Consider the following 19362-nt stretch of genomic DNA (forward strand, 5'->3'; position numbering starts at 1 on the left):
GCTGTTACCCCCTCACCAATCGGATTGATTGCTTGTTCTTGTACCTTTCCATTGCCAGCTCAATGAGCCGGTCGAGCAGTTCCCCGTAAGTGGTTCCGTCCGTTGCTTCCCATAATGCGGGAAACATGCTGTTCATGGTAAAGCCCGGAAGAGTATTCACTTCGTTGAAATAACATTGGTCCTCGGCTGTCACGAAAAAATCGATACGCATCAAGCCCGAACCACCCAATCGCTTATAAATGCGCAGGGCGGATTCCCGCAAGTGCTGCTCAACACCCGCCGTTATGCGGGCAGGAATTTGCTTGATCAGCCTGCCGCTTTTGTATTTTTTCTCGTAGTCGAAGAAGTCTGCTTCCCGAACAAATTCTCCTCCCACTGAGCATTGCGGCTCCTCGTTGCCGAGAACGGCAAATTGAACCTCACGGCCAACAATTTCTTCCTCGATCAACAGCTTGTGGTCGTATTGAAATGCAGTTTTTAAGGCGGCTTTCAATTCATCACGGTTTTTGCAGCGATTAATTCCTATGCTGGAGCCCATGTTTGCCGGTTTGACGTAACAGGGAAAGCCCGGGAATACTTCCAGCTCTGCACAGATTTGCTCTTCATGAGCTCTCCATTCATAAAAAAGCAGCGTGCGGTAAGAAGCTTGTCCGATATCTAGACCAGACAGCAGATGCTTCATCGTCTCTTTGTCCATTCCTGCAGCAGACGCTAGCACGCCGCTCCCCACATAAGGCAGCTGCAGCATTTCCAGCAAGCCTTGCAAGGTGCCGTCTTCCCCGAAGGTTCCGTGAATAACCGGAAAAACAACCTTCGGCTCGTTCGTGGACCAATAAGTTTGCATAACTTCTGCCAGCGACAAGACTGGTGTCAGGCTTCTCGATTCAGCCGCCTTTCCGCTCATTTTCAACATGTCTATCGTTATGTCATGGGGCTTGGGTGCGGCAGCTGACAGACTATCTCCATTGCTGTTTCCCGCAAGCTCACCTTGACAGTGCCAATTGCCTGCCTCGCTAATATAAATAGGTACTATTCGATAACGACTTCTGTCCAGTGACTGGATAACCGTCTGCGCTGTGATAAGAGAGACTTCATGCTCCGCAGACTGGCCTCCATAGATAACAAAAATGTTGGTTTTCATCATTTCATCCTCCGTTTGTCCCCGCCGGCTTGACCATAGGGAGCCGCTTATGTACTCCTGGACTAAGCTGCAACGTCTGTTGTTTGCTTTGCAACCATCATAGCCGACAGAACTAAAGAGAACCGAAACGAATCATAAAAAAATCCTTAAGATAGACTAAAGTTTCACTGAATAACTGAGTAAAAAGTACGAAATTCAATCAATTTTTGCAAAAAATATGGAACTGGGCCTGTCATCTGTCGTATGATACATAAGTGTTCGTTTACGGGCGGTTAAGGAGGTGAGTAGAAGAGGAGGGTTCGGCTCACATCTGACATCGGTGGTTTGTATGCTGGAAAGAGGACTTAATCGACAGCTATTTATATACTGGAACGATGAATTTATAATGGGGAAATCCATACATAGCCTTGACGATGTTCAGATTATAATGGGTGCAATCATGTGGATCTTACCAGAACCACTGTGATGATTACAGTCAATCCTATCTTTCAATTTGTTTAACTGCTTCGTAAACAGGGTAATTAAATAGAACTTTACTACCATACTTGTATAATTAGAGAGGAACGAGAGAAACATGACACTGAAAATCGGAAAAGTATCAACGTTGATGGCATCCGCCGTATTAACCGTGGGGATTTTGGCAGGCTGTGGAGCAGACAACGGAAAAGGCGGGGAAACACCACCTGGAGAGCCTCAAGAGTCGCAAAGCCCTGAGACCTCCCCTACTCCGGACACAGACACAGAAGCTCCGGAGCTTGAAGGCAACGCACTGGAAAGTGCTGACGGACATTTGCAAATCCATGTTCCAGACGACTGGAAGGAAGATAATGAGCTGAACCCGCAAGCCCTGCTTGGCGCTTCCAACCGTGCACAGGAAAAATACTTTATCGCGCTTCCATTCCATAAATCCGATCTGGCTGACGATGCTGCATTGGATGATTTTGCAAGTGTAATGAACGATAACCTGTCGATGAGCACGACCAATATGCAAATTGTAGACGAGCAAGATATCCAGATTGACGGAATGAATGCGAAACAATACGAATTGACCGCAGAAGTGGATCAGATCAAGGTTACTTATCTGTTGAACTACGTAGAGCAAGGCGAATATTTTTATCAACTGGCTACCTGGTCAACCCAATCAAAATTTGCTGAGCATAAGTCTGAATTTGAACAGGTGCTGAAATCGTTCCGCGTCTTGACAGACACTCCGGACATCGGTGACGGCGGAACTGCAGGAGACGGTTCTGAAGTTACCCTGGAAGGTACTGACGGCTTGACGGCTATTACTTTGCCTCCCGGATGGCAGGAAATGCCTGGTCTCAATCCTGAAGCCTCCATTCAAGCAGCGAAAGTAAGCATGAGCGACGAAAATTATTTGCTGGTTATCTCTGAAAATAAAGCCGATTTCAGTGACGGTACAGCTTTGGAAGATTATATGGGACTAATCAAAGATATCCAAATGGCGCAATCCATTGAAAATGGCAGCTTTACTGACCCACAGGCTTCGACCATCAATGGTATGAACGCTTATCAGTTCGAAGTTCGCGGCGAAGTTGAAAAAGTAAAAATCGGCTATTTGGTTACACTTATTGAGTCTAATGATCACTTCCATCAGGTCATCTTCTGGACAACAGACCACAAGCTGGATAACAGCAAAGGCGAATATCAAGAAGCGCTGCAAACCTTTGAAGCTAATTAATTGGTTTTTACCAGCGAATGATTATGGCCGTCCGCGCTTGCGCCCTGCGCGGCTTAACCCGACGATCATTCTTGCCTGGAGCCTGAAATAAGCACGGAGTGCCTTTCTTATTGTATTGCGCCCTAGCTCCCCCGCTTATCGGCAAGGCCCCGGGGCAGCTTCCCCATCATCTTCCAGATGATTCCCTATATAAAGAGGCAGTCAGCGGTCATCTATAATGACGGCTGGCTGCCTTTTTATTGCCTATCCTCATGCGTGGAAGATTATTTCGATTCGCCGCGCAAATAATTGTAAAATGGCTGATCAACCCAGAACGTATACGAGTTCACTTCTAGATCCGGGGCGACCTCTTTAAATGCAGCAATTACACTCTCGGAATCCTCCAGCAGAGAAAATGATTGGGCCAAATAATTGCCGCTTTGGATGTACTGGTTAGAAATGACCGGAAACCCTTCAAGCTCCGTGTAGGAGTAATACAGCGGCTGCCACCAGGAGCCCAGCAGCAAGCCTGTCGTATCTTCAGAATCTTTCTTCGCATAAGTGCTGATCCATTCATCGAATCTTGCTTTCTCATCGCCAGACTCAAACTCAAAGCTAAGATCGTATTCCTTGGAATATGCAATATAATTGCCATTTGCAATTTGTTTTACCTGATAATCAGGAGTCTCAGTTGGTGTTCCCCACTCGCTTAAGTAAATAAAGGCAGAGGTTTTGGGCTCCAGCTGCACCTTGGCATCGATTTCCTCGCTTTTGATCAGCCCGATCAGCTGCAAGGCATGAGTAATATCGCTATGTCCGTATGTAATGGACAATTCAGGATCAAATTTTGGAGTGAAGCGGATATCCTTCATATTGTACCCGGTGACCAGATCCTGCTGCAGTGCGGAATCTACGACCGGAGTCAGCTCATCCGAGGACAAAATGCCAATAGACTGCCAGGCCTGCAGCACCTTGCGGGCAATATCAGCATCGCTGATATGTCCTACGTAGTTTTTGTACTCTCCCTTGTACTCTACCAGCTTGCCGATAAGAATCGCCGCCCACTGCCCGGTTAAGACCGTATTGGAACGAACATTCTTAAACAGCTCGGCAGGAATTATCTCATTATCAACCGCAGCCGCCCATTCCTGGGCTTGAGATAATGTTAAGCCGTTCCGGCCATTGTTATATTGAACCGGGGAGCCCTGCAAAATGCGCTGAACTTTATCCTCGGAATAGGTATAGGCCAGCTCCTTTAACCCGGCCGCTTTGACGATCCACGCTGCCGCCTCTACTACCGTAGGCAAGCGCTGCCCATCAACGGCACCTTCCGCCAGAATCCCTTCCTGGTACAAGGCATTAATTGCTTCATACCATTCATGGTTGTTCGCGAGATCCGAGAACACGGCCTGCTCCTCGGCAGCTTGCAGTCCAGCAGCTACAAATACAGCTTGCAAAAAGTCCCCTTTTGCCACTGTATCCTGAAAGGAAATCCCGTAGTAATGCTCTAGAAACGCGGAATATTCTGCAGTCAACCGGTCTTGAAAATCAGCTGCTTGTTTAGCCAGTGAGCTGTTATGAACGGCCGCAGAGGACTTCGCAGAGGTTGTTCCGACCGCCGAAGCCGGGGTTTGTGCTGCTGCTCCGGTAAAGAGGGCCGCAGCTAGCGTTAATGCTCCTATTTTGCGAATGAAGGACGGGTTAAGCGGAATCAGAGGTTTGCTCATTAGTCAATCTCTCCTTAAATCATAATCGATTTTTCCTATAGTTTTTATAGGTTATAGAAAAGCAAGAGAACGTCTCCTGTCGGTTATGGACCACGGTAATCGACTGGAGATATGAAGCTCTGTTCTCTTAGCTTGTTTCTGTTGGACCGGGGCAGAACTTATTAAGCCAAACCACCCGGGCACCAGCCAGCTGGTTGCCATGATCGCCCGTTACCTTGTGTGCCTGGCTGGACTCATTAAGCTCTTCGCCTGTTCAGATGGATGAATGTAATGGCCAAAGCCAATACGAGCACGCCACCGCGAACAATCGGCTGCGCATAGTACGGAAGCTGGATCATGGTGAGACCGTAAAGCAGCACACCGATCAGTACAGCGCCGAAAAACGTTCCAATAATGTTCGGCTTGCCCGCTCCAAAAACGGAAAATCCGACGAACACGGCTGCGACAGCTTCCATTAGCAGTGGAGCCCCTGCATCTACCTGACCGGTACCTACCCTGGCCGCAAAGAGTATGCCGGCAAAGGAGGCGAATAACCCTGACAAGATATATGCGGCAAAACGGATCTTGTTTACCTTAAGACCGGATAACCTTGCAGCTTCCTGATTGCCTCCGGTTATATACATTTGCCTGCCCCAGCGCGTGTATTTGAGAAAAATATGTGCGCCGATAACAGCCACAATCATAAGCACGACAGGTACAGGCAGGCCGAGGAATTCTCCCTGGCCGATCCAGCGAAACGCGGGGCTGAATTCACCCGGCGCTTTGCCGCCATCGCTCATCGGCATATTTTTATAGATGGAGTAGCCTTTCGTATACGTTTTATGGATCCCATCTATCACATACATCATAGCCAAGGTGGCAAATAAATCCGGAATTCGGATTTTAACTATTAGAAAAGCGTTTATTAGTCCTATTGCAGCTCCCACCAAGAGGGGAACAATAATAACCAAATACAGCGGCTGCTCGTACCAAACCATCAGGGAAGCGGTAACGACCGTGGATAGCGATACGGTAGAGCCGACCGAGAGGTCAAAGCCGTTGACAATCAGCGAGAAGGTAACCCCGATCGCAATAAAGGTAACAATCGAAATGGAACGGAGAATATCCGCAATATTGCGGTATTCCAAGAAATAATCCAAGCGGACGGAGAAAAAGAGAACAACTCCCGCAATGACGAGAAGGGCTCCGTACTTAAATAAAAAATCAAACAGTTTCTCTTTCATGCTTGAGCCTCCTGTCCGGCACTGGCTAAAAACAGCAGCTGTTCCTGGGTTGCTTCCTCGCGGCTTAGTTCTTTCACGAACCGTCCGTCACACATTACATAGATCCGATCGGCAATTCCCATAATTTCCGCAAATTCGCATGATAAATAAACAATACCCTTTCCCTGCTGTGCCAATTGGCCGATAATTTTGAAAATATCACTTTTGGCGCCTACATCAACACCCTTAGTCGGTTCATCCAGCAGGAATACATCCGCTTCGGTAGGCAGCCACTTGCCTATAGCGACTTTTTGCTGATTGCCGCCGCTCAAGTAGCCGACCAGCTGATCGATCGTTGGCGTCTTGACGCCCAGCCGTCCAACAATTTCATTCGAAGATTGATTCTCCGCTTTTCTGCGCATAAAGCCTAACGAGCTAAGCCGCTTCAAATTAGGCAGCGTAATATTAACGCCTACACTTTCATCTACAAGAATTCCCTGTTTACGTCGTTCCTCCGGGACGAGAACGATCCCTTTTTGCACAGCGTCCGCCGGGCTTTTGAGATCGATCTTGCGCCCACCCAGCATGAGCGTTCCTTCATCCGGAGGATCCGCCCCGAACAGCACCCGGGACAGCTCCGTCTTGCCGGCGCCAACCAAGCCGATAACGCCAACGATCTCTCCACGGTGCAGTTTGAAGCTGACTTCCTTCACCTTACCGCCGCGGCTCAAGCCGTTTGCTTCCAGCAGAAGCTCACCGCGCTTCGCCTCCAGCTTGGGAAACTCCTGATCGAAGCTTTTGCCCAGCATGTGGAACACCACATCCTTGCCATCTGTCTCCGCAGCCGGCTTCGTCATTACATGGCGGCCATCGCGCATGACCGTTACCCGGTCACACATCCGAAACACTTCCGGCAATCGATGTGTAATAAAAATCATGCCTACACCGGATTGCTTCAACCGCTCCATGATCACAAACAGCCTCTCGGTTTCCTCCTGACTGAGCGGAGCTGTTGGCTCGTCCAATATAATGAACTTGGCCTTCTCTGCCAAGCAGCGGGCTATCAGCACAAGCTGCTTGTCCGATAAGGAGAGCTCCGCTACCTTTTTACCAAGCGGAATGTTGGGATCCAGCAGTTGAAGCGCCTCGCGCGCTTCGCGATGGACCGAGCCCCACTTTACCCACTGCTTGCCGGAGGATGCAGACATCCGATCCAGCCATATATTTTCTGCGACAGAAAGCTCAGGAACTAATGCGGTGTCGACCTCCTGATAGACACACTGGATTCCATGCTTTTTCGCTTCCGCAGGTGTTGAAATCTTCACCGGCTCCTTATTGATCATAATCGTTCCGCCTTCAGCCGCATACGCCCCGGACAGGATTTTCATCAGAGTGCTCTTCCCCGCTCCGTTGGCACCAAGCAGTGCATGAATTTCCCCGCCCTTGAGGGAGAAGCTGACATCACGAAGAGCGGCCACTCCGGCAAATGATTTCGATATACCGTTCATTTCCAGCAGGTTTACGGACTCTGACACGTTCGTTCGCCACCTCCTTGCTAAATCTGTGACTTGGCTTCACATACCAGCCAGCCCAGCTCAACTCTCCCGTTTTTTAGGAAGCTAACCCGGCGATACTCCAAAACCCAGTATACTAGAATAGTCCCGCAAAGTGGAGCCCTACTGCAAAGCAATGACGTCCTACTTTGCGAGAGCCTCATAAACATTCGATTATCATCCTTACGCATAGATCCTAACAAAGCTTAGAACCAAATTAGATATTGACCAGAAAATGATTCCTGTAGTCTGCATCTAATTACCGCCGTTTCGGGAAGCAAACCAATTATGCCAAATGCTCATTACATCAAAGAAAAGCCCATCGGAACGAGCCAATGGGTTCTCCTTGCTGCTATTTGGAAGAGCAGACTTATTAATTCGCTACGGCTTCCTCCAGCTCTTTCATCCAGTCAAGATAGCCTTGCTCACTGGCTCCCCAGCCTTCTACGTACTCGGAAAGCTCAGAGGTGGAAACTTCGTGGTCAGGCAATTGATCTCTGGATACAAATACCGGATCAAGAACAATGCTTGCCTCTGGCTGGTCGCCATTAAACAGCTGGTACAAAATTCTCGCCTGTACCCGGCCGATATCGGATGGATCTACGGCTGCTGTAGCAATCCAAGGGCTTTCCGGATCTTGAATGATTTGCAAATCTTCATCACTTAAGTCAATTCCGTAAAGCTTGATTTCTTCACGGCCAGAAGCTTGAATTGCACGGGCTGCGCCTTTAGCAAATTCATCCCATGTAGTCCACACGGCATCAATATCGCCTGGATTAGGATACTGGGTCAGAATGGACTGCATTTGAGCCTCCGCATCAAGGTTAGGGTTGGAGGCGTTCCCGAAGGTTGCTATCTCCGTGATTCCGGGATTTTCACTCAAAAATCTTTCATATACTTCGTAACGTCTTTCCATAGGCGCGAAACCGGCTACCCATACACGAACGATGTTTCCTTCGCCGCCAATATCTTCTTTCAGAGCTTCAAGCGTTAATTCTGCCATTTTGTGATCATTTTGCGAAAGAACAGGCACACCCTCAACTTGAATATCAGCATCGAACACCACGACCGAGATATCTTGCTCAATCGCACGGATTACGCCAGGCTCCAAAGCTTCCGCTTGACCATGGTCAATCAGAATGCCATCAAAACGCTGGTTGATCGCAGCATCCAGATGTGAAGCCATCTGAGCCAAATCGTTGCGGGAGTCAAAGACGCTAACTTCTCCGCCAAACTTCTCGATTTGCTCGGTTACACCCTCTACATACTGGGCAGAAAAGGTTCCTTGGTTAAATTGCATAATCAGTGCAACACGCTTGCCTTCCAGCGGATGCGGTTCGCCAGCTTGCTCGGTCGGCTCGCTTTGTCCGCCGCCTTCACTGCCTTGGTTATTGTTGCCCTCTGCCGGACCTGCTGGCGCCTGTCCACAAGCGGATACGATCAGCATGACCGCCAAGAGTCCAACCAAGAGCTGAACCCACGATTTGTTTCTTTTCCCCATCTCTCTCTACTCCTCCTTAGTTACTGTGTCAATAAGCTCAAGCTCTCTATCATTCGACACCCATTGACAAATAATAGCTTTTTTTGACCCCATTGACAATACTATGTTAATAATAAAATAATATACGGCTTATTTCCTACTATGTCAATCGGATTTTATAAGTTTAATAGACATTTTTTTATCGATAGTGCATTTTGAATAAAAAACCTCTCCTCAGCAGGCTGCTGGGGAAAGGTATCCAGGTCGCTTAAAAATCTATTTGTGTTCTGGAGAGCAACTCGGTGTTAACGATTATTTAACGGCTGCATCAACTTCCTTCACCATTTCAGCTACTGAGATGAGACCGCCTCCGGAGAGGTACCAGTAGTTCGGATCCAAGTACACAATTTGATCCTCTTCATAAGCAGTTGTTCTTTTCACCAGCTCATTCTCGACAATTTGCTTAGCGGTAGATTCCCCAGTTGTAACGACAGCTCCACGGTCAACGACGAATAAATAATCCGGATTCTTTTCCTGAATATATTCAAAAGATATGGTCATGCCATGTGTGGATACTTCAATACTGTCATCAACCGGGGCAAGGCCAAATACGTCATGCAGAATCCCAAAGCGGGATCCTGGACCATAAGCGCTGATGTTGCCATCGTTAGCCAAAATGATCAAAGCGTTTTTACCGCTGGCTGTTGCTTTCTCATTCAGTGCAGCGATCGCGTTTTCGACAGCCTCCAGTTCAGCTTCGACTTCAGCTTCCTTGCCGAAAATCTCTCCCAATACACGGGCATTTTCTTCATAGGACTCCAAATATCTGGAAGTATCAACCCCCAGGAAAATAGTCGGTCCAAGCTTGGACAGCTCGTCATAAAATTCAGATTGACGTCCGGAAATAATGATCAGATCAGGATCGATTTCACTGATTGCTTCAAAATCAGCTTCTTTCAACGAGCCGACATTGATATATTGGGAGTCCTCATATTTGGACAAATAGGGTGGAATATTGGCTTGAGGAACACCGGTAACTTCGATACCGAGTTTGTCCAGAGAATCCAGTACGCCAAAATCAAATACAACGATTTTCTCGGGATTTTTGGTAACAGGCGTTTCTCCCAATTCATGAGTAATGACCAATTCCTCAGGTGATTCCGCTTGACCAGGCTCAGGCGAAGATGAAGGGCTCTCCGAAGGAGCCGCTCCTTGGTTGGCATTCTCCCCTTCAGGCGGCGTCGAAGTCGGCTGCGAGCCGCAGGCTGCAACGACTAAAGAAAATGCCAGGACTAGCAAAATAAGGGACAGCTTTCTGTTCATTACCATTCACTCCTATAATATATTTGTTTCTTTCTATGTGTAGATGGGAAAGCCCATAGAAACACGATGCCGAGTTATTAAGAGATTACGAAAAATAGATGCAAATTCGTTTGCCGTTAATGTGTTCAATCTGAATATCCATATCGTATATTTCTTTAAGCACGGGGCTTTGAATGATGTCATCCGTAGGCCCTTCCTTTACGACATGGCCATTTTTGAGAGCGACTATATAATCCGAGTAACAGGAAGCAAAGTTAATATCATGCAGAACAAGCACAATAGTTTTTCCTAGATCGGCTACCAGGCGCTGCAGCACTTTCATAATTTGCACAGAATGCTTCATGTCGAGATTGTTAAGCGGTTCGTCAAGCAAAATGTAGTCCGTATTCTGGGCAAGAACCATAGCTATGTAAGCTCTTTGCCGCTGTCCTCCGCTCAATTCATCCAAATATTTGTCCTGCATATCTTGCAGATCCATATATTGGATCGCCTCATCAACAAATTCCCAGTCCTCTTTGCTCAGCCTTCCTTGCGAGTAAGGAAAGCGCCCAAAGCTGACGAGTTCCCTTACACTGAGGCGGATATTGATGTGGTTGGCCTGCTTCAGAATCGATAGTTTTTTGGCCAGCTCCTGGCTTTTCCACTCGCCGATTTCTTTAGTGTCGATGAGAATTTGCCCGGCGTTCTTGCCTATCAGCCGGCTGACCATCGATAGCAGGGTGCTTTTGCCGGCGCCGTTGGGCCCTATAAAGGAAGTTATTTTCCCTTTGGCAATGGATAAGGTGACGTTGTCCACAACGTTTTTATTGGCGTATTGTTTAGTAATTTGCTTAACTTCTACCATGTTCTGCGCTCCCTTAGCAGGAGGAATAGGAAGTAAATGCCTCCAATTAAGTTAATGATGACCGATAGGGTTGTTGAGAAGGTGAATACTCTTTCCACAATTAGCTGTCCGCCTACAAGAGCGACAATACTAATCAGCATCGATGCGACCAGCAGATACCTGTGACGGTATGTTCTCATAAATTCATAAGTGACATTGGCGACCAAGAGTCCAAGGAACGTAATGGGTCCAACCAGTGCAGTAGCCACGGAAATCAATATCGCAACGATGATCAAAACCCGTTTTACCACGTAATCATACGGAATGCCAAGATTAATCGCATGTTCCCGGCCCAATGAAACGGCGTCCAAATACTTGATGAACTTAAGGGAATAAATTCCGGTTAGAGCCGTCACAATAATCGCAATGGTCAGCAGCTCCGAATGCACATTATTAAAGCTTGCGAACATCCGATCCTGGACAATCGTAAACTCATTAGGATCAATCAGGACCTGCATAAATGTGGATATGCTTCCGAAGAAGGTTCCACAAATAATCCCTACGAGAAGAAGGAAATATAGATTACTCCCCTCTCTCTTGAATAAGAACTTATAGAGCAAGCCGGCAAATAAAACCATCAATCCAACATTGAGCAGAAAGTGGACATTTTTATTCATCATGGTCAATGTCGAGGACCCGAATGCAAACACCATGGCCGTCTGTATGAGCATATAAAGAGAATCCAGGCCAATAATGCTTGGTGTCAAAATCCGGTTGTTCGTAACTGTCTGAAAGATGACCGTCGAAAAAGCGATTGCAGCTCCCGTTAAAATGATGGAGGCAATCTTGACTCCTCTTCTGGATAGAATATAGCTCCAGTTGCTGCCCATATTAATGAATAAAAAAACGGCGGTTAGCGTGATGGCCAGAACGGCTAGCAAGCCAATTTTTGCTTTATATTCCATATTTCCGTCTCCTCATCAGCAAGTAAAGAAAAATTCCGCTTCCCAGCACACCTACAGTCAAGCCAATGGGGATTTCGTAAGGGTAGATAATGACCCTGCCCAAGATGTCGCAGGCAAGCACGAAAACAGCACCCAATAAGGCGGTGTGGGACAGATTTTTCTTTAAATGATCCCCGCGATAAATCGTTACGATATTGGGAATAATCAAGCCAAGAAAAGGGATCATGCCTACTGTCAGCAGGACTACGGTTGTGACGAGTGCGACAAGGATTAGGCCAATATTTACAACTTGCTTATACTTCAATCCCAGATTAACGGAGAATTCCTCGCCCATTCCGGCTACCGTAAATCGATTGGCATACAGATAAGCGATTATGACAAGCGGTATACTGATGTACAGCAGCTCATACCGTCCTTTAATAACCATCGAGAAATTTCCCTGCATCCAAGAGGACATATTCTGAATGAGGTCATAGCGGTAAGCAAAGAAAGTAGTAACTGAGCCAACAATGTTACCAAACATTAAACCGACGAGCGGGATAAAAATGCTGTCCTTATACTTGATCTTATCGAGAATCTTCATAAAAATCAGCGTACCGGCAAGAGCAAAGATGAAAGCAACGGACATGCGGGCAAGCGGGGTGGCCGAGCTGAACAAAATCATCGAAACGAGCACACCCAGCCGAGCGGAGTCCATCGTCCCCGCCGTCGTGGGAGAAACAAACTTGTTTCTCGTCAGCTGCTGCATGATCAAACCAACAATACTCATGCTGCTTCCCGCCAGAATCAAGCTGATCAAGCGAGGAAAGCGGCTAACAAGCATAGTATGAATCTGATCTTCGCTCATTTTGAACAAATCCATCGGAGATATGTCTCTTACGCCGATAAACAAGGACGCTATCGATAAGACAACCAATGCTGCAAATAAGTATCTTCTTTTCATTAAAGCCTTCCTTCGGTTACTAGGATTGCAAGGGTCAACGGGAATCCGGGCTTGCTATGATTGATTCAAAATCAATTAACAATATGGTTCGAAGAATAGGGTTCGGATATCCGTGATAGTGATAATCATTCTCACGAATTACTATTTTACACTATAAACTCCCTTACTGAATAGACAATCCTGTATTTACCATGGATTTTTTTCTCTCCGGGTGACTTACATGCGCAGACCGCCCACTTGCAATCTTTAGGACGGGCCGCTTCAGCCTCCGTACTTCCCACTAATTAATTGCTCGAGGAAGCTTTCAACGAGACTTCCGTATGTAAAAGCATCATGCAGATCATCATTCGTATAGTCCAGCACAACACAGACCCGTCCTCTGCTGTTATTACCACGAGTGCGCCATTGCGCCTCCACTTCCTTCCGGAAGCGTTGGGAAGCAGATGAGTGTACAAGGACAATGAGGTGCTCATTCTGAAGCTCCTTCAAATCATTAAGCGAATCTATGTCCCTATAATCCAGCTGCTGCACAGCTTCACTTGGACGAAGCTCCAAATCGCCATAAAAGCATTGCTGCACCCTGTAGTGCTTGCAGCCAAATAAGCGATAATGCTCAGAGCCGGCCTGAATGATGACAAATGGCTCCTCCGAGAACCATTTGCGCACCAGTTTTCTGACAATGACCGCCCTGCCCTCATAGTGAGTTAACCAGCGACTCGCTACCCCGGGAATCCCAAGCTGCTCGCCTATAAGCTTAAGACGCGATTTCCAATCCGGATCGCGGTCATCCAGTTCAAGAATCTTCAGCGTCCGCGCCCATTCCTGATCACGATGCTGCCCGCGGGGAGCTAACACCAAGTCCGGATCCATTTGAACAAGCTGCTCAATATATGAACCTTTCGCTCCTTCTGTCTTTGAATCAGCCAATTGAACAAGTCTGGACTTCAGCCCGATTACCTGCAAATCGCCTTGGAAAACCGCCGACAGAACAGCCACTGTCTGTTGGCTGGCTTGAGCATACTCACTTGGAGTAAGCCCCATATGCTTTTTAAACAAGCGGCTGAAATACAGTTCGTCCGTATATCCTATACTGTGGGCTACGCTCATGATCGAAGCGGGGGATGAGGCAAGCAGGGACAGCGATACGTTTAGCCTGATGAATGTCATGAATTTATGAGGGCTCAATCCAGTCGCTTGCTTGAATGCTTGATAAAAACGGTTGGGACTAACCCCTGACAACCTCGCAGTTTGCTCAATATCAAGGTCTTTGTCAAAATTGTCGATAATCGATTGGCGAATCTGGCGAACATAGCCCTCCAAATCCCCCTCCTCCGCCTGGGGATGCTGGTAATATTTCAGCAAAGTAGAGGTAATAGCGTATAAATGAGAATGCAGCCAGTAATAATGCGCCGCCTCTTGTTCCCTGCCCGTATCCAGAAAATCCTCAAGCCAATGATGCATTTGGGGAAAAGGGCATTTGTACAGCTTCCCCTGCTCTGCCCCAGGCAGCAGGGAGACGGCAGAAGGAGAAGGATGGTTAGCTTGAACCCTATACATATGAAAATGAATCAGCAGCAGATCAACCGGCTCTTCCAAAGGATTGTGAAGAGTAAATCGGCTGTAAGGAGCTAGGTAGAACACTTCCCCGCTCAACAGCTTCCTCACTGCTCCTTGATGATCATTATGAACGACAGCTGCAATCTGGCCTTTTATCACAAAGCCGAACAGAGCTGTTTCTTCATAATTCCCCTCCATTTTCCCTCTGCTCTGCAGCGTATGCTTCTGCGCGCCGTTATATTGGAGAGTCCATAATGAGCAAGGAGTGTCCCCCTTCATACTTCCACATCCTTTGCTTACCTGCTTGAAGCCAGGTGATCAAATTTTCTGCCTGCCATCTCTTATTTACGCTGATAATGATTTTCATTATTATTCATTCCATTATTGTAAGGCAAAATAAAAAAACCTTCAACAGGGAAGGTTGACGAAAAGAGTAACTTTTCCGTATAAGTTGCAGCCTGCGAAAGGTTATTGACCGCAGTTATTCTCCGTAGTTTTTGACCGTGTTCTTAATCACAGATATCTCCGAGGTTGGCCGTAGGCATTGGCGAATTTATTGGCCTTATTATTAACCTCATTAGTTCTTACCGTCCACAGGCTCATTTGCAAAATATCCCTTATCTACCGCATCGCGAATCAACCCTCTGGCGAAGGTCCACAGCTTCGCGGAGCCGCTCGTGATCTGTTCGTTATACGCCAAAACCTGACTACTCTTGATTTGATTAGCTCTCCATGAACAGCCTTCATTAAAATAATTCAGCAATAAAGGCTGCAGCCGGTCCATCGCCACAGCGTAGCGGGCCTCCACCGTTTTCCGTTCTTCAAATTCATGCCAGAGTGCCACGAATTCCTCCGCTTGATCTGCAGGCAGCAGGCCAAAAATGCGCTTAGCCGCCCGTTCTTCCCTTTCCCGCTTGTCTTTATGCCCATCTGTATCGTAAGCGAACGTATCACCGGCATCGATTTCGACAAGATCATGGATAAGAAGCATCCGCAGCACTTTTATAAGATCAAGAGATGGTTCATTAGCATGCTCGCTTAAAAGGATTGCCATAGTTGCAATGTGCCAGGAATGCTCAGCATCATTCTCCAGGCGGTCCGTCCCGATTAATCGGCTGCGCCGGCTGATTTGCTTTAACTTATCAATTTCCACAATAAAATCAATTTGCTGCTGTAAGCGATCCTTCATAAAGACGATTCTCCTGTTTTGATTAGTATGGATTTTAGCCGCTTCATGTGCTCAATCATCTCCCTCAGCTCTTCTTCATCCAAGTGGTCGATCATTTCTTTGATCTTGGATGTTATTAGCTGTTGATACTCCCTGCAAAGCTCATCCCCCTTGGCAGTGATTTGCACATAAATCTGCCGCCGGTCCACCCCGCACGGCAGGCGGCTAACCAAGCCCTGCTCCGCAAGCTTGTCCAGCAAGGGCGTCATATTCGGTCTGGATATGTTAAGTTCATCCGACAAGTCTGACACAATCGCACAGCGAATTTCATGCAGCAGTGCCAAAGTTCGTCTTGCGGATTCAGATAATCGGATTGCCGGGAGCTCTTCCTTGCGAAAAGAAAACACTTTGTTCTGCATCAAGGGGATCAACAGCATGAAATATTCTGAAAATAGTCGAACGTCATCATCCTTCATAACAGCCTCTCACCGTCCTGTTAATCTTCCTCTCAGTGTAACATAATTCAGCGAAAAAACACTATTGCATTCATAATAGTTATTAAATTATAATTAGGCGATATAAATAAAACATAGGATAGGGATGAGAGACTTGAATACTGCGACAACTGCCCCCACGGCACAAGCCCAGGACTTGGGGGAAATCCGAAAGCTGCCGATTTTGATATCCCTGATCATCGGTGCATTCTTTTCCATTTTAAATGAGACTTTGCTGAACATAGCACTGCCTCAGCTGGAAACGGCCTTAGGGGTATCCGCCTCAACGCTGCAATGGCTGGCCACCTCCTACATGCTGGTGATCGGCGTATTGATTCCCGCTTCAGCATTGCTGGTGCAATGGTTTACGACACGTCAGATGTTTCTTGGAGCTATGACTCTGTTCGCTATCGGAACCTTAATTTGCGGAATCGCTCCAAACTTTTCCGTCCTGTTAATCGGTAGAGTGCTGCAAGCGAGCGGTGCCGGATTGATGCTGCCAGTGCTTATGAATACGATTCTAGTGCTCTATCCGCCCGAGAAGCGTGGCGCGGCTATGGGCAGCATCGGGCTTGTCATCATGTTTGCCCCGGCTATTGGCCCGACCTTGTCCGGTTTGGTGCTGCAATTTGCCGAATGGCGCTGGCTGTTCTTCCTGGTACTGCCATTTGCTATTTTCTCGATTATATTTGCCGCTATTTATCTAAAAAATGTAACGCCGATAACCAAACCTAAGGTAGATGTAATATCAATTGTGCTGTCGACTCTCGGCTTTGGCGGCATAGTCTTCGGCTTCAGCAGTGCAGGGGAAGGCGAAGCGACCTGGTCAAGCCCCGAAGTAGCTATTCCGCTAATCGTTGGTGCGATTTCGCTGCTCCTGTTTGTTATCAGGCAAATTCGCTCGGATGAGCCTCTATTGGATATGCGGGTATTTAAATTCCCGATGTTTGCCATTACGACCATCCTGCTGATTATCGCGATGATGACAATGTTCTCAACCATGCTCCTGCTGCCGTTCCTTATGCAGGGTGTATTTATCCTGACTACGTTCCAGGCAGGCCTGGTGCTGCTTCCCGGCGGACTTCTTAACGGCTTGATCTCGCCAATCACCGGCCGGCTGTTCGACCGCTACGGTCCCCGGGCTCTGGTTATTCCCGGAACCTTGGCACTAGTCATCATTCTGTGGCTGTTTACGCGAATTGATATGACGACCAGCGCCTTGAATTTAATCATTCTTCATGTCCTGCTAATGATTGCGATCGCAATGATAATGATGCCGGCTCAAACCAACGGGCTGAATCAGCTTCCGCCCCGGTTGTACCCGCACGGAACAGCTGTATTGAACACGCTGCAGCAAATTTCCGGAGCGATTGGCGTTGCGCTATTTATCAGCATTATGTCTAGCGGACAGCATGCCTTTCTGGCCGGCTTGCCAGGCGAACCTACGGATGTGCAAAAAGCGGAAGCCCTGTTGTCCGGGATTCACACTGCTTTTCTCGTAGGTTTCGGTTTTGCGGTTGGTGCCTTCCTGTTATCGCTATTTATTAAACGAACAAAGGCTCCTCAGGAGTAATAGATAGACACCCGCAAGCCGGGAATTAAAAGAAGCTCGGACTGCCTCTATCGAGGTGCCCGAGCTTTTTATCTTCCGTCAGTTATATAGACCTAGGAACGGGATTGCTCCGCTACAAAGTCGGCAAGCAGGCGCGCCCCGTAGCCGCTGGCTCCTTCCACCAAGTACCCCTTCGTTTTGCTGCTGTCCATCGGTCCGGCCATATCGACATGGGCCCAGGCGATGGAAGGATCAACAAAGCGTCTTAAAAACAACGCTGCCGTGGTTGCACCCGCATAAGGTACTCCAGTAATGTTGCAAATATCCGCATAGCTGCTCTTCAACAGCTCTTCATATTCTTCCTCGAGCGGCATTTCCCATACCTTCTCTCCGTTATGCTCGCCTAGACGCTTCAGTTTGTCCGGCAAGCCATCCGTTCCCCAAACGCCGGCGCGGCTATTGCCAAGTGCAGATACGCAAGCACCCGTCAGTGTAGCAATATCGACGATCTGCTTCGCACCCAATTGTCCGGCTCGAATCAATGCGTCTGCCAGCACAAGCCGACCTTCGGCATCGGTATTGCCTACTTGCACGCTGATGCCATTTGCGTAAGTGATCACTTCACCCGGAAGCATAGCCCCTCCGTCCGGCATATTCTCCGCCGCTGCAACCAAGGCAATAACATTGGCCTGAATGCCGCTATTGGCGAGAATGTCCATCGCTCCAATGACAGCCGCAGACCCGCCCATATCGATCCTCATATCACTCAGGTTGCGGCCGGACTTAAGGCTGATACCGCCGGTATCAAAGGTAATCCCCTTGCCAACCAGGGCAATAAGCGGCAGCGTCGGGTCTGTGGAGTAGCGCATTTCAATTAATGCTGGAGGATTGCTGCTGCCCTTGCCTACAGCGATTAAGCCGTTCAGGTTTTCTTTCACGAGACCATCGCCAGAAAGCACCGTAACTTCAACCGCCGTCGACTGGAAATGTTCCCGGACCCGTTCAGCCAGCATTGCCGGACGAAGGGCATTGGGGGGTTCATTGCCGAGATCGCGGGCAAGCATCGTGCCGCGGGCACGAATTTCGCCAAACTTGACGGCTTGCTCCATTCCGGGAGGATCATCCAGAATCGCTACTTGACGAACTGGCAGCTCTGCCTCCTTGGATTTATACTTGTCAAACCGGTATGTACCCAGCAGCCAGCCCTCCACCCAAGCAGCCGCTGCATCCTCTTTACTTAGCTGTGAACGGAAGCAGTCTGTCAGAAAGCTAAAATCTACAGCGACTTCGGACACCTTCGCTTTAGCTGCTTCCCGCCCTGCCTTACCAGCCGCTATACGGATAGTCTCTGGCGTTAATTTTGCTTGCTGGCCGAGTCCAACAAGTAAAATATGAGCATGCGGCGGGCGGCTGCGGAACCAGGTCAGGCTCCCTTTGCCGGCCATCTCCTCCCTGATTTCAAACCCGTCGAGGACAGGCACCTTCATATTTTCCTGACAAATCGCAATTAATGTCACCTCTGCGGATGGCAGAGCACCTACCGAAAATTGAGTCAACGTCTATCCACCCTTTCTTGATAATGTTGTGCTCTTAGTATAGCACATTATTCAGTACGAACTATTTCTGCCTTTGCCACAAAAGTGACCCCCGGCACTAACTATATAGTTAACATAAACACTTGCGTGTTTAACTGACACAATCTGTAGCTGCACAGTCCGATTTGCAGCGCGGCTTGCAGCTGTGCGGCCTTGCG

The 19362-nt window shown here is 48.0% G+C and carries 15 protein-coding genes; 2 read left to right on the forward strand and 13 right to left on the reverse strand.

The features are described 5' to 3' along the window. Nucleotides 1-4: 4 nt before the first annotated feature. Entirely contained in the window at nt 5-1144 is a 1140-nt protein-coding gene (locus tag PSHG_RS02680) for a D-alanine--D-alanine ligase family protein (protein ID WP_026021162.1), read from the reverse strand. 571 nt (nt 1145-1715) lie between these two features. On the opposite strand from PSHG_RS02680, the gene PSHG_RS02690 reads away from it, so the two are divergent. Then, nucleotides 1716-2843 (forward strand): PsbP-related protein, encoded by a 1128-nt coding sequence (locus tag PSHG_RS02690; protein ID WP_010269079.1) that lies wholly within the window; start codon nt 1716-1718, stop codon nt 2841-2843. A 263-nt stretch (nt 2844-3106) separates the two neighbouring features. Here PSHG_RS02690 and PSHG_RS02695 read toward each other — a convergent pair whose 3' ends face one another. The 11 genes from PSHG_RS02695 to PSHG_RS02745 all read right to left on the reverse strand — a co-directional run bounded on the left by PSHG_RS02695 (nt 3107) and on the right by PSHG_RS02745 (nt 16039). Continuing rightward, complete coding sequence (locus PSHG_RS02695) at nt 3107-4549, reverse strand: S-layer homology domain-containing protein (protein ID WP_010269080.1); 1443 nt, start codon at nt 4547-4549, stop codon at nt 3107-3109. 236 nt (nt 4550-4785) lie between these two features. Then, complete coding sequence (locus PSHG_RS02700) at nt 4786-5772, reverse strand: ABC transporter permease (protein ID WP_010269081.1); 987 nt, start codon at nt 5770-5772, stop codon at nt 4786-4788. After that, nucleotides 5769-7259 (reverse strand): sugar ABC transporter ATP-binding protein, encoded by a 1491-nt coding sequence (locus PSHG_RS02705; RefSeq protein ID WP_042121334.1) that lies wholly within the window; start codon nt 7257-7259, stop codon nt 5769-5771. Before PSHG_RS02705 ends, PSHG_RS02700 begins: the two co-directional genes overlap by 4 nt. A gap of 418 nt (nt 7260-7677) precedes the next feature. Beyond that, a complete protein-coding gene (locus tag PSHG_RS02710) occupies nt 7678-8805 on the reverse strand; it encodes a sugar ABC transporter substrate-binding protein (RefSeq protein ID WP_010269086.1) in 1128 nt (375 codons plus the stop codon). A 291-nt stretch (nt 8806-9096) separates the two neighbouring features. Next, the gene (locus PSHG_RS02715) at nt 9097-10107 is read right to left on the reverse strand and encodes a siderophore ABC transporter substrate-binding protein (protein ID WP_010269087.1); all 1011 of its coding nucleotides are present in this window, start codon (nt 10105-10107) and stop codon (nt 9097-9099) included. 85 nt (nt 10108-10192) lie between these two features. Then, complete coding sequence (locus PSHG_RS02720) at nt 10193-10951, reverse strand: iron ABC transporter ATP-binding protein (RefSeq protein WP_010269090.1); 759 nt, start codon at nt 10949-10951, stop codon at nt 10193-10195. Beyond that, on the reverse strand, nt 10945-11895 hold the full coding sequence (locus PSHG_RS02725) for an iron chelate uptake ABC transporter family permease subunit (RefSeq protein WP_010269091.1): 951 nt from the start codon (nt 11893-11895) through the stop codon (nt 10945-10947). Before PSHG_RS02725 ends, PSHG_RS02720 begins: the two co-directional genes overlap by 7 nt. After that, entirely contained in the window at nt 11885-12838 is a 954-nt protein-coding gene (locus PSHG_RS02730; RefSeq protein ID WP_010269093.1) for an ABC transporter permease, read from the reverse strand. Before PSHG_RS02730 ends, PSHG_RS02725 begins: the two co-directional genes overlap by 11 nt. 261 nt (nt 12839-13099) lie before the next feature. After that, complete coding sequence (locus PSHG_RS02735) at nt 13100-14674, reverse strand: AraC family transcriptional regulator (protein ID WP_010269096.1); 1575 nt, start codon at nt 14672-14674, stop codon at nt 13100-13102. 298 nt (nt 14675-14972) lie between these two features. Next, nucleotides 14973-15584 carry an HD domain-containing protein gene (locus tag PSHG_RS02740; protein WP_010269098.1) on the reverse strand — a complete coding sequence of 204 codons (612 nt, stop codon included), beginning with the start codon at nt 15582-15584 and terminating at the stop codon, nt 14973-14975. Beyond that, nucleotides 15581-16039, reverse strand: coding sequence for a MarR family winged helix-turn-helix transcriptional regulator (locus tag PSHG_RS02745; RefSeq protein ID WP_010269099.1), 459 nt, complete (start codon nt 16037-16039; stop codon nt 15581-15583). The genes PSHG_RS02740 and PSHG_RS02745 overlap by 4 nt, the downstream gene beginning before the upstream one ends. Nucleotides 16040-16163: 124 nt before the next feature. On the opposite strand from PSHG_RS02745, the gene PSHG_RS02750 reads away from it, so the two are divergent. After that, nucleotides 16164-17630, forward strand: coding sequence for a DHA2 family efflux MFS transporter permease subunit (locus PSHG_RS02750; RefSeq protein WP_392391990.1), 1467 nt, complete (start codon nt 16164-16166; stop codon nt 17628-17630). Nucleotides 17631-17722: 92 nt separating this feature from the next. Here the strand turns inward: PSHG_RS02750 and PSHG_RS02755 are convergent, their stop codons facing one another. Continuing rightward, complete coding sequence (locus PSHG_RS02755) at nt 17723-19165, reverse strand: leucyl aminopeptidase family protein (protein ID WP_010269104.1); 1443 nt, start codon at nt 19163-19165, stop codon at nt 17723-17725. Nucleotides 19166-19362 lie beyond the last annotated feature (197 nt).

The organism is Paenibacillus senegalensis JC66 (assembly GCF_000285515.1).
GTDB lineage: Bacteria > Bacillota > Bacilli > Paenibacillales > NBRC-103111 > Paenibacillus_L > Paenibacillus_L senegalensis.

Bases quoted from the DNA above. Each gene is read 5' to 3' on its own strand.
- PSHG_RS02710 (WP_010269086.1), bottom strand. From the start codon at position 8,805: ATGGGGAAAAGAAACAAATCGTGGGTTCAGCTCTTGGTTGGACTCTTG.
- PSHG_RS02690 (WP_010269079.1), top strand. From the start codon at position 1,716: ATGACACTGAAAATCGGAAAAGTATCAACGTTGATGGCATCCGCCGTA.
- PSHG_RS02720 (WP_010269090.1), bottom strand. From the start codon at position 10,951: ATGGTAGAAGTTAAGCAAATTACTAAACAATACGCCAATAAAAACGTT.
- PSHG_RS02700 (WP_010269081.1), bottom strand. From the start codon at position 5,772: ATGAAAGAGAAACTGTTTGATTTTTTATTTAAGTACGGAGCCCTTCTC.
- PSHG_RS02735 (WP_010269096.1), bottom strand. From the start codon at position 14,674: ATGAAGGGGGACACTCCTTGCTCATTATGGACTCTCCAATATAACGGC.
- PSHG_RS02715 (WP_010269087.1), bottom strand. From the start codon at position 10,107: ATGAACAGAAAGCTGTCCCTTATTTTGCTAGTCCTGGCATTTTCTTTA.
- PSHG_RS02750 (WP_392391990.1), top strand. From the start codon at position 16,164: ATGAGAGACTTGAATACTGCGACAACTGCCCCCACGGCACAAGCCCAG.
- PSHG_RS02730 (WP_010269093.1), bottom strand. From the start codon at position 12,838: ATGAAAAGAAGATACTTATTTGCAGCATTGGTTGTCTTATCGATAGCG.
- PSHG_RS02680 (WP_026021162.1), bottom strand. From the start codon at position 1,144: ATGATGAAAACCAACATTTTTGTTATCTATGGAGGCCAGTCTGCGGAG.
- PSHG_RS02705 (WP_042121334.1), bottom strand. From the start codon at position 7,259: ATGAACGGTATATCGAAATCATTTGCCGGAGTGGCCGCTCTTCGTGAT.
- PSHG_RS02695 (WP_010269080.1), bottom strand. From the start codon at position 4,549: ATGAGCAAACCTCTGATTCCGCTTAACCCGTCCTTCATTCGCAAAATA.
- PSHG_RS02745 (WP_010269099.1), bottom strand. From the start codon at position 16,039: ATGAAGGATGATGACGTTCGACTATTTTCAGAATATTTCATGCTGTTG.
- PSHG_RS02725 (WP_010269091.1), bottom strand. From the start codon at position 11,895: ATGGAATATAAAGCAAAAATTGGCTTGCTAGCCGTTCTGGCCATCACG.
- PSHG_RS02740 (WP_010269098.1), bottom strand. From the start codon at position 15,584: ATGAAGGATCGCTTACAGCAGCAAATTGATTTTATTGTGGAAATTGAT.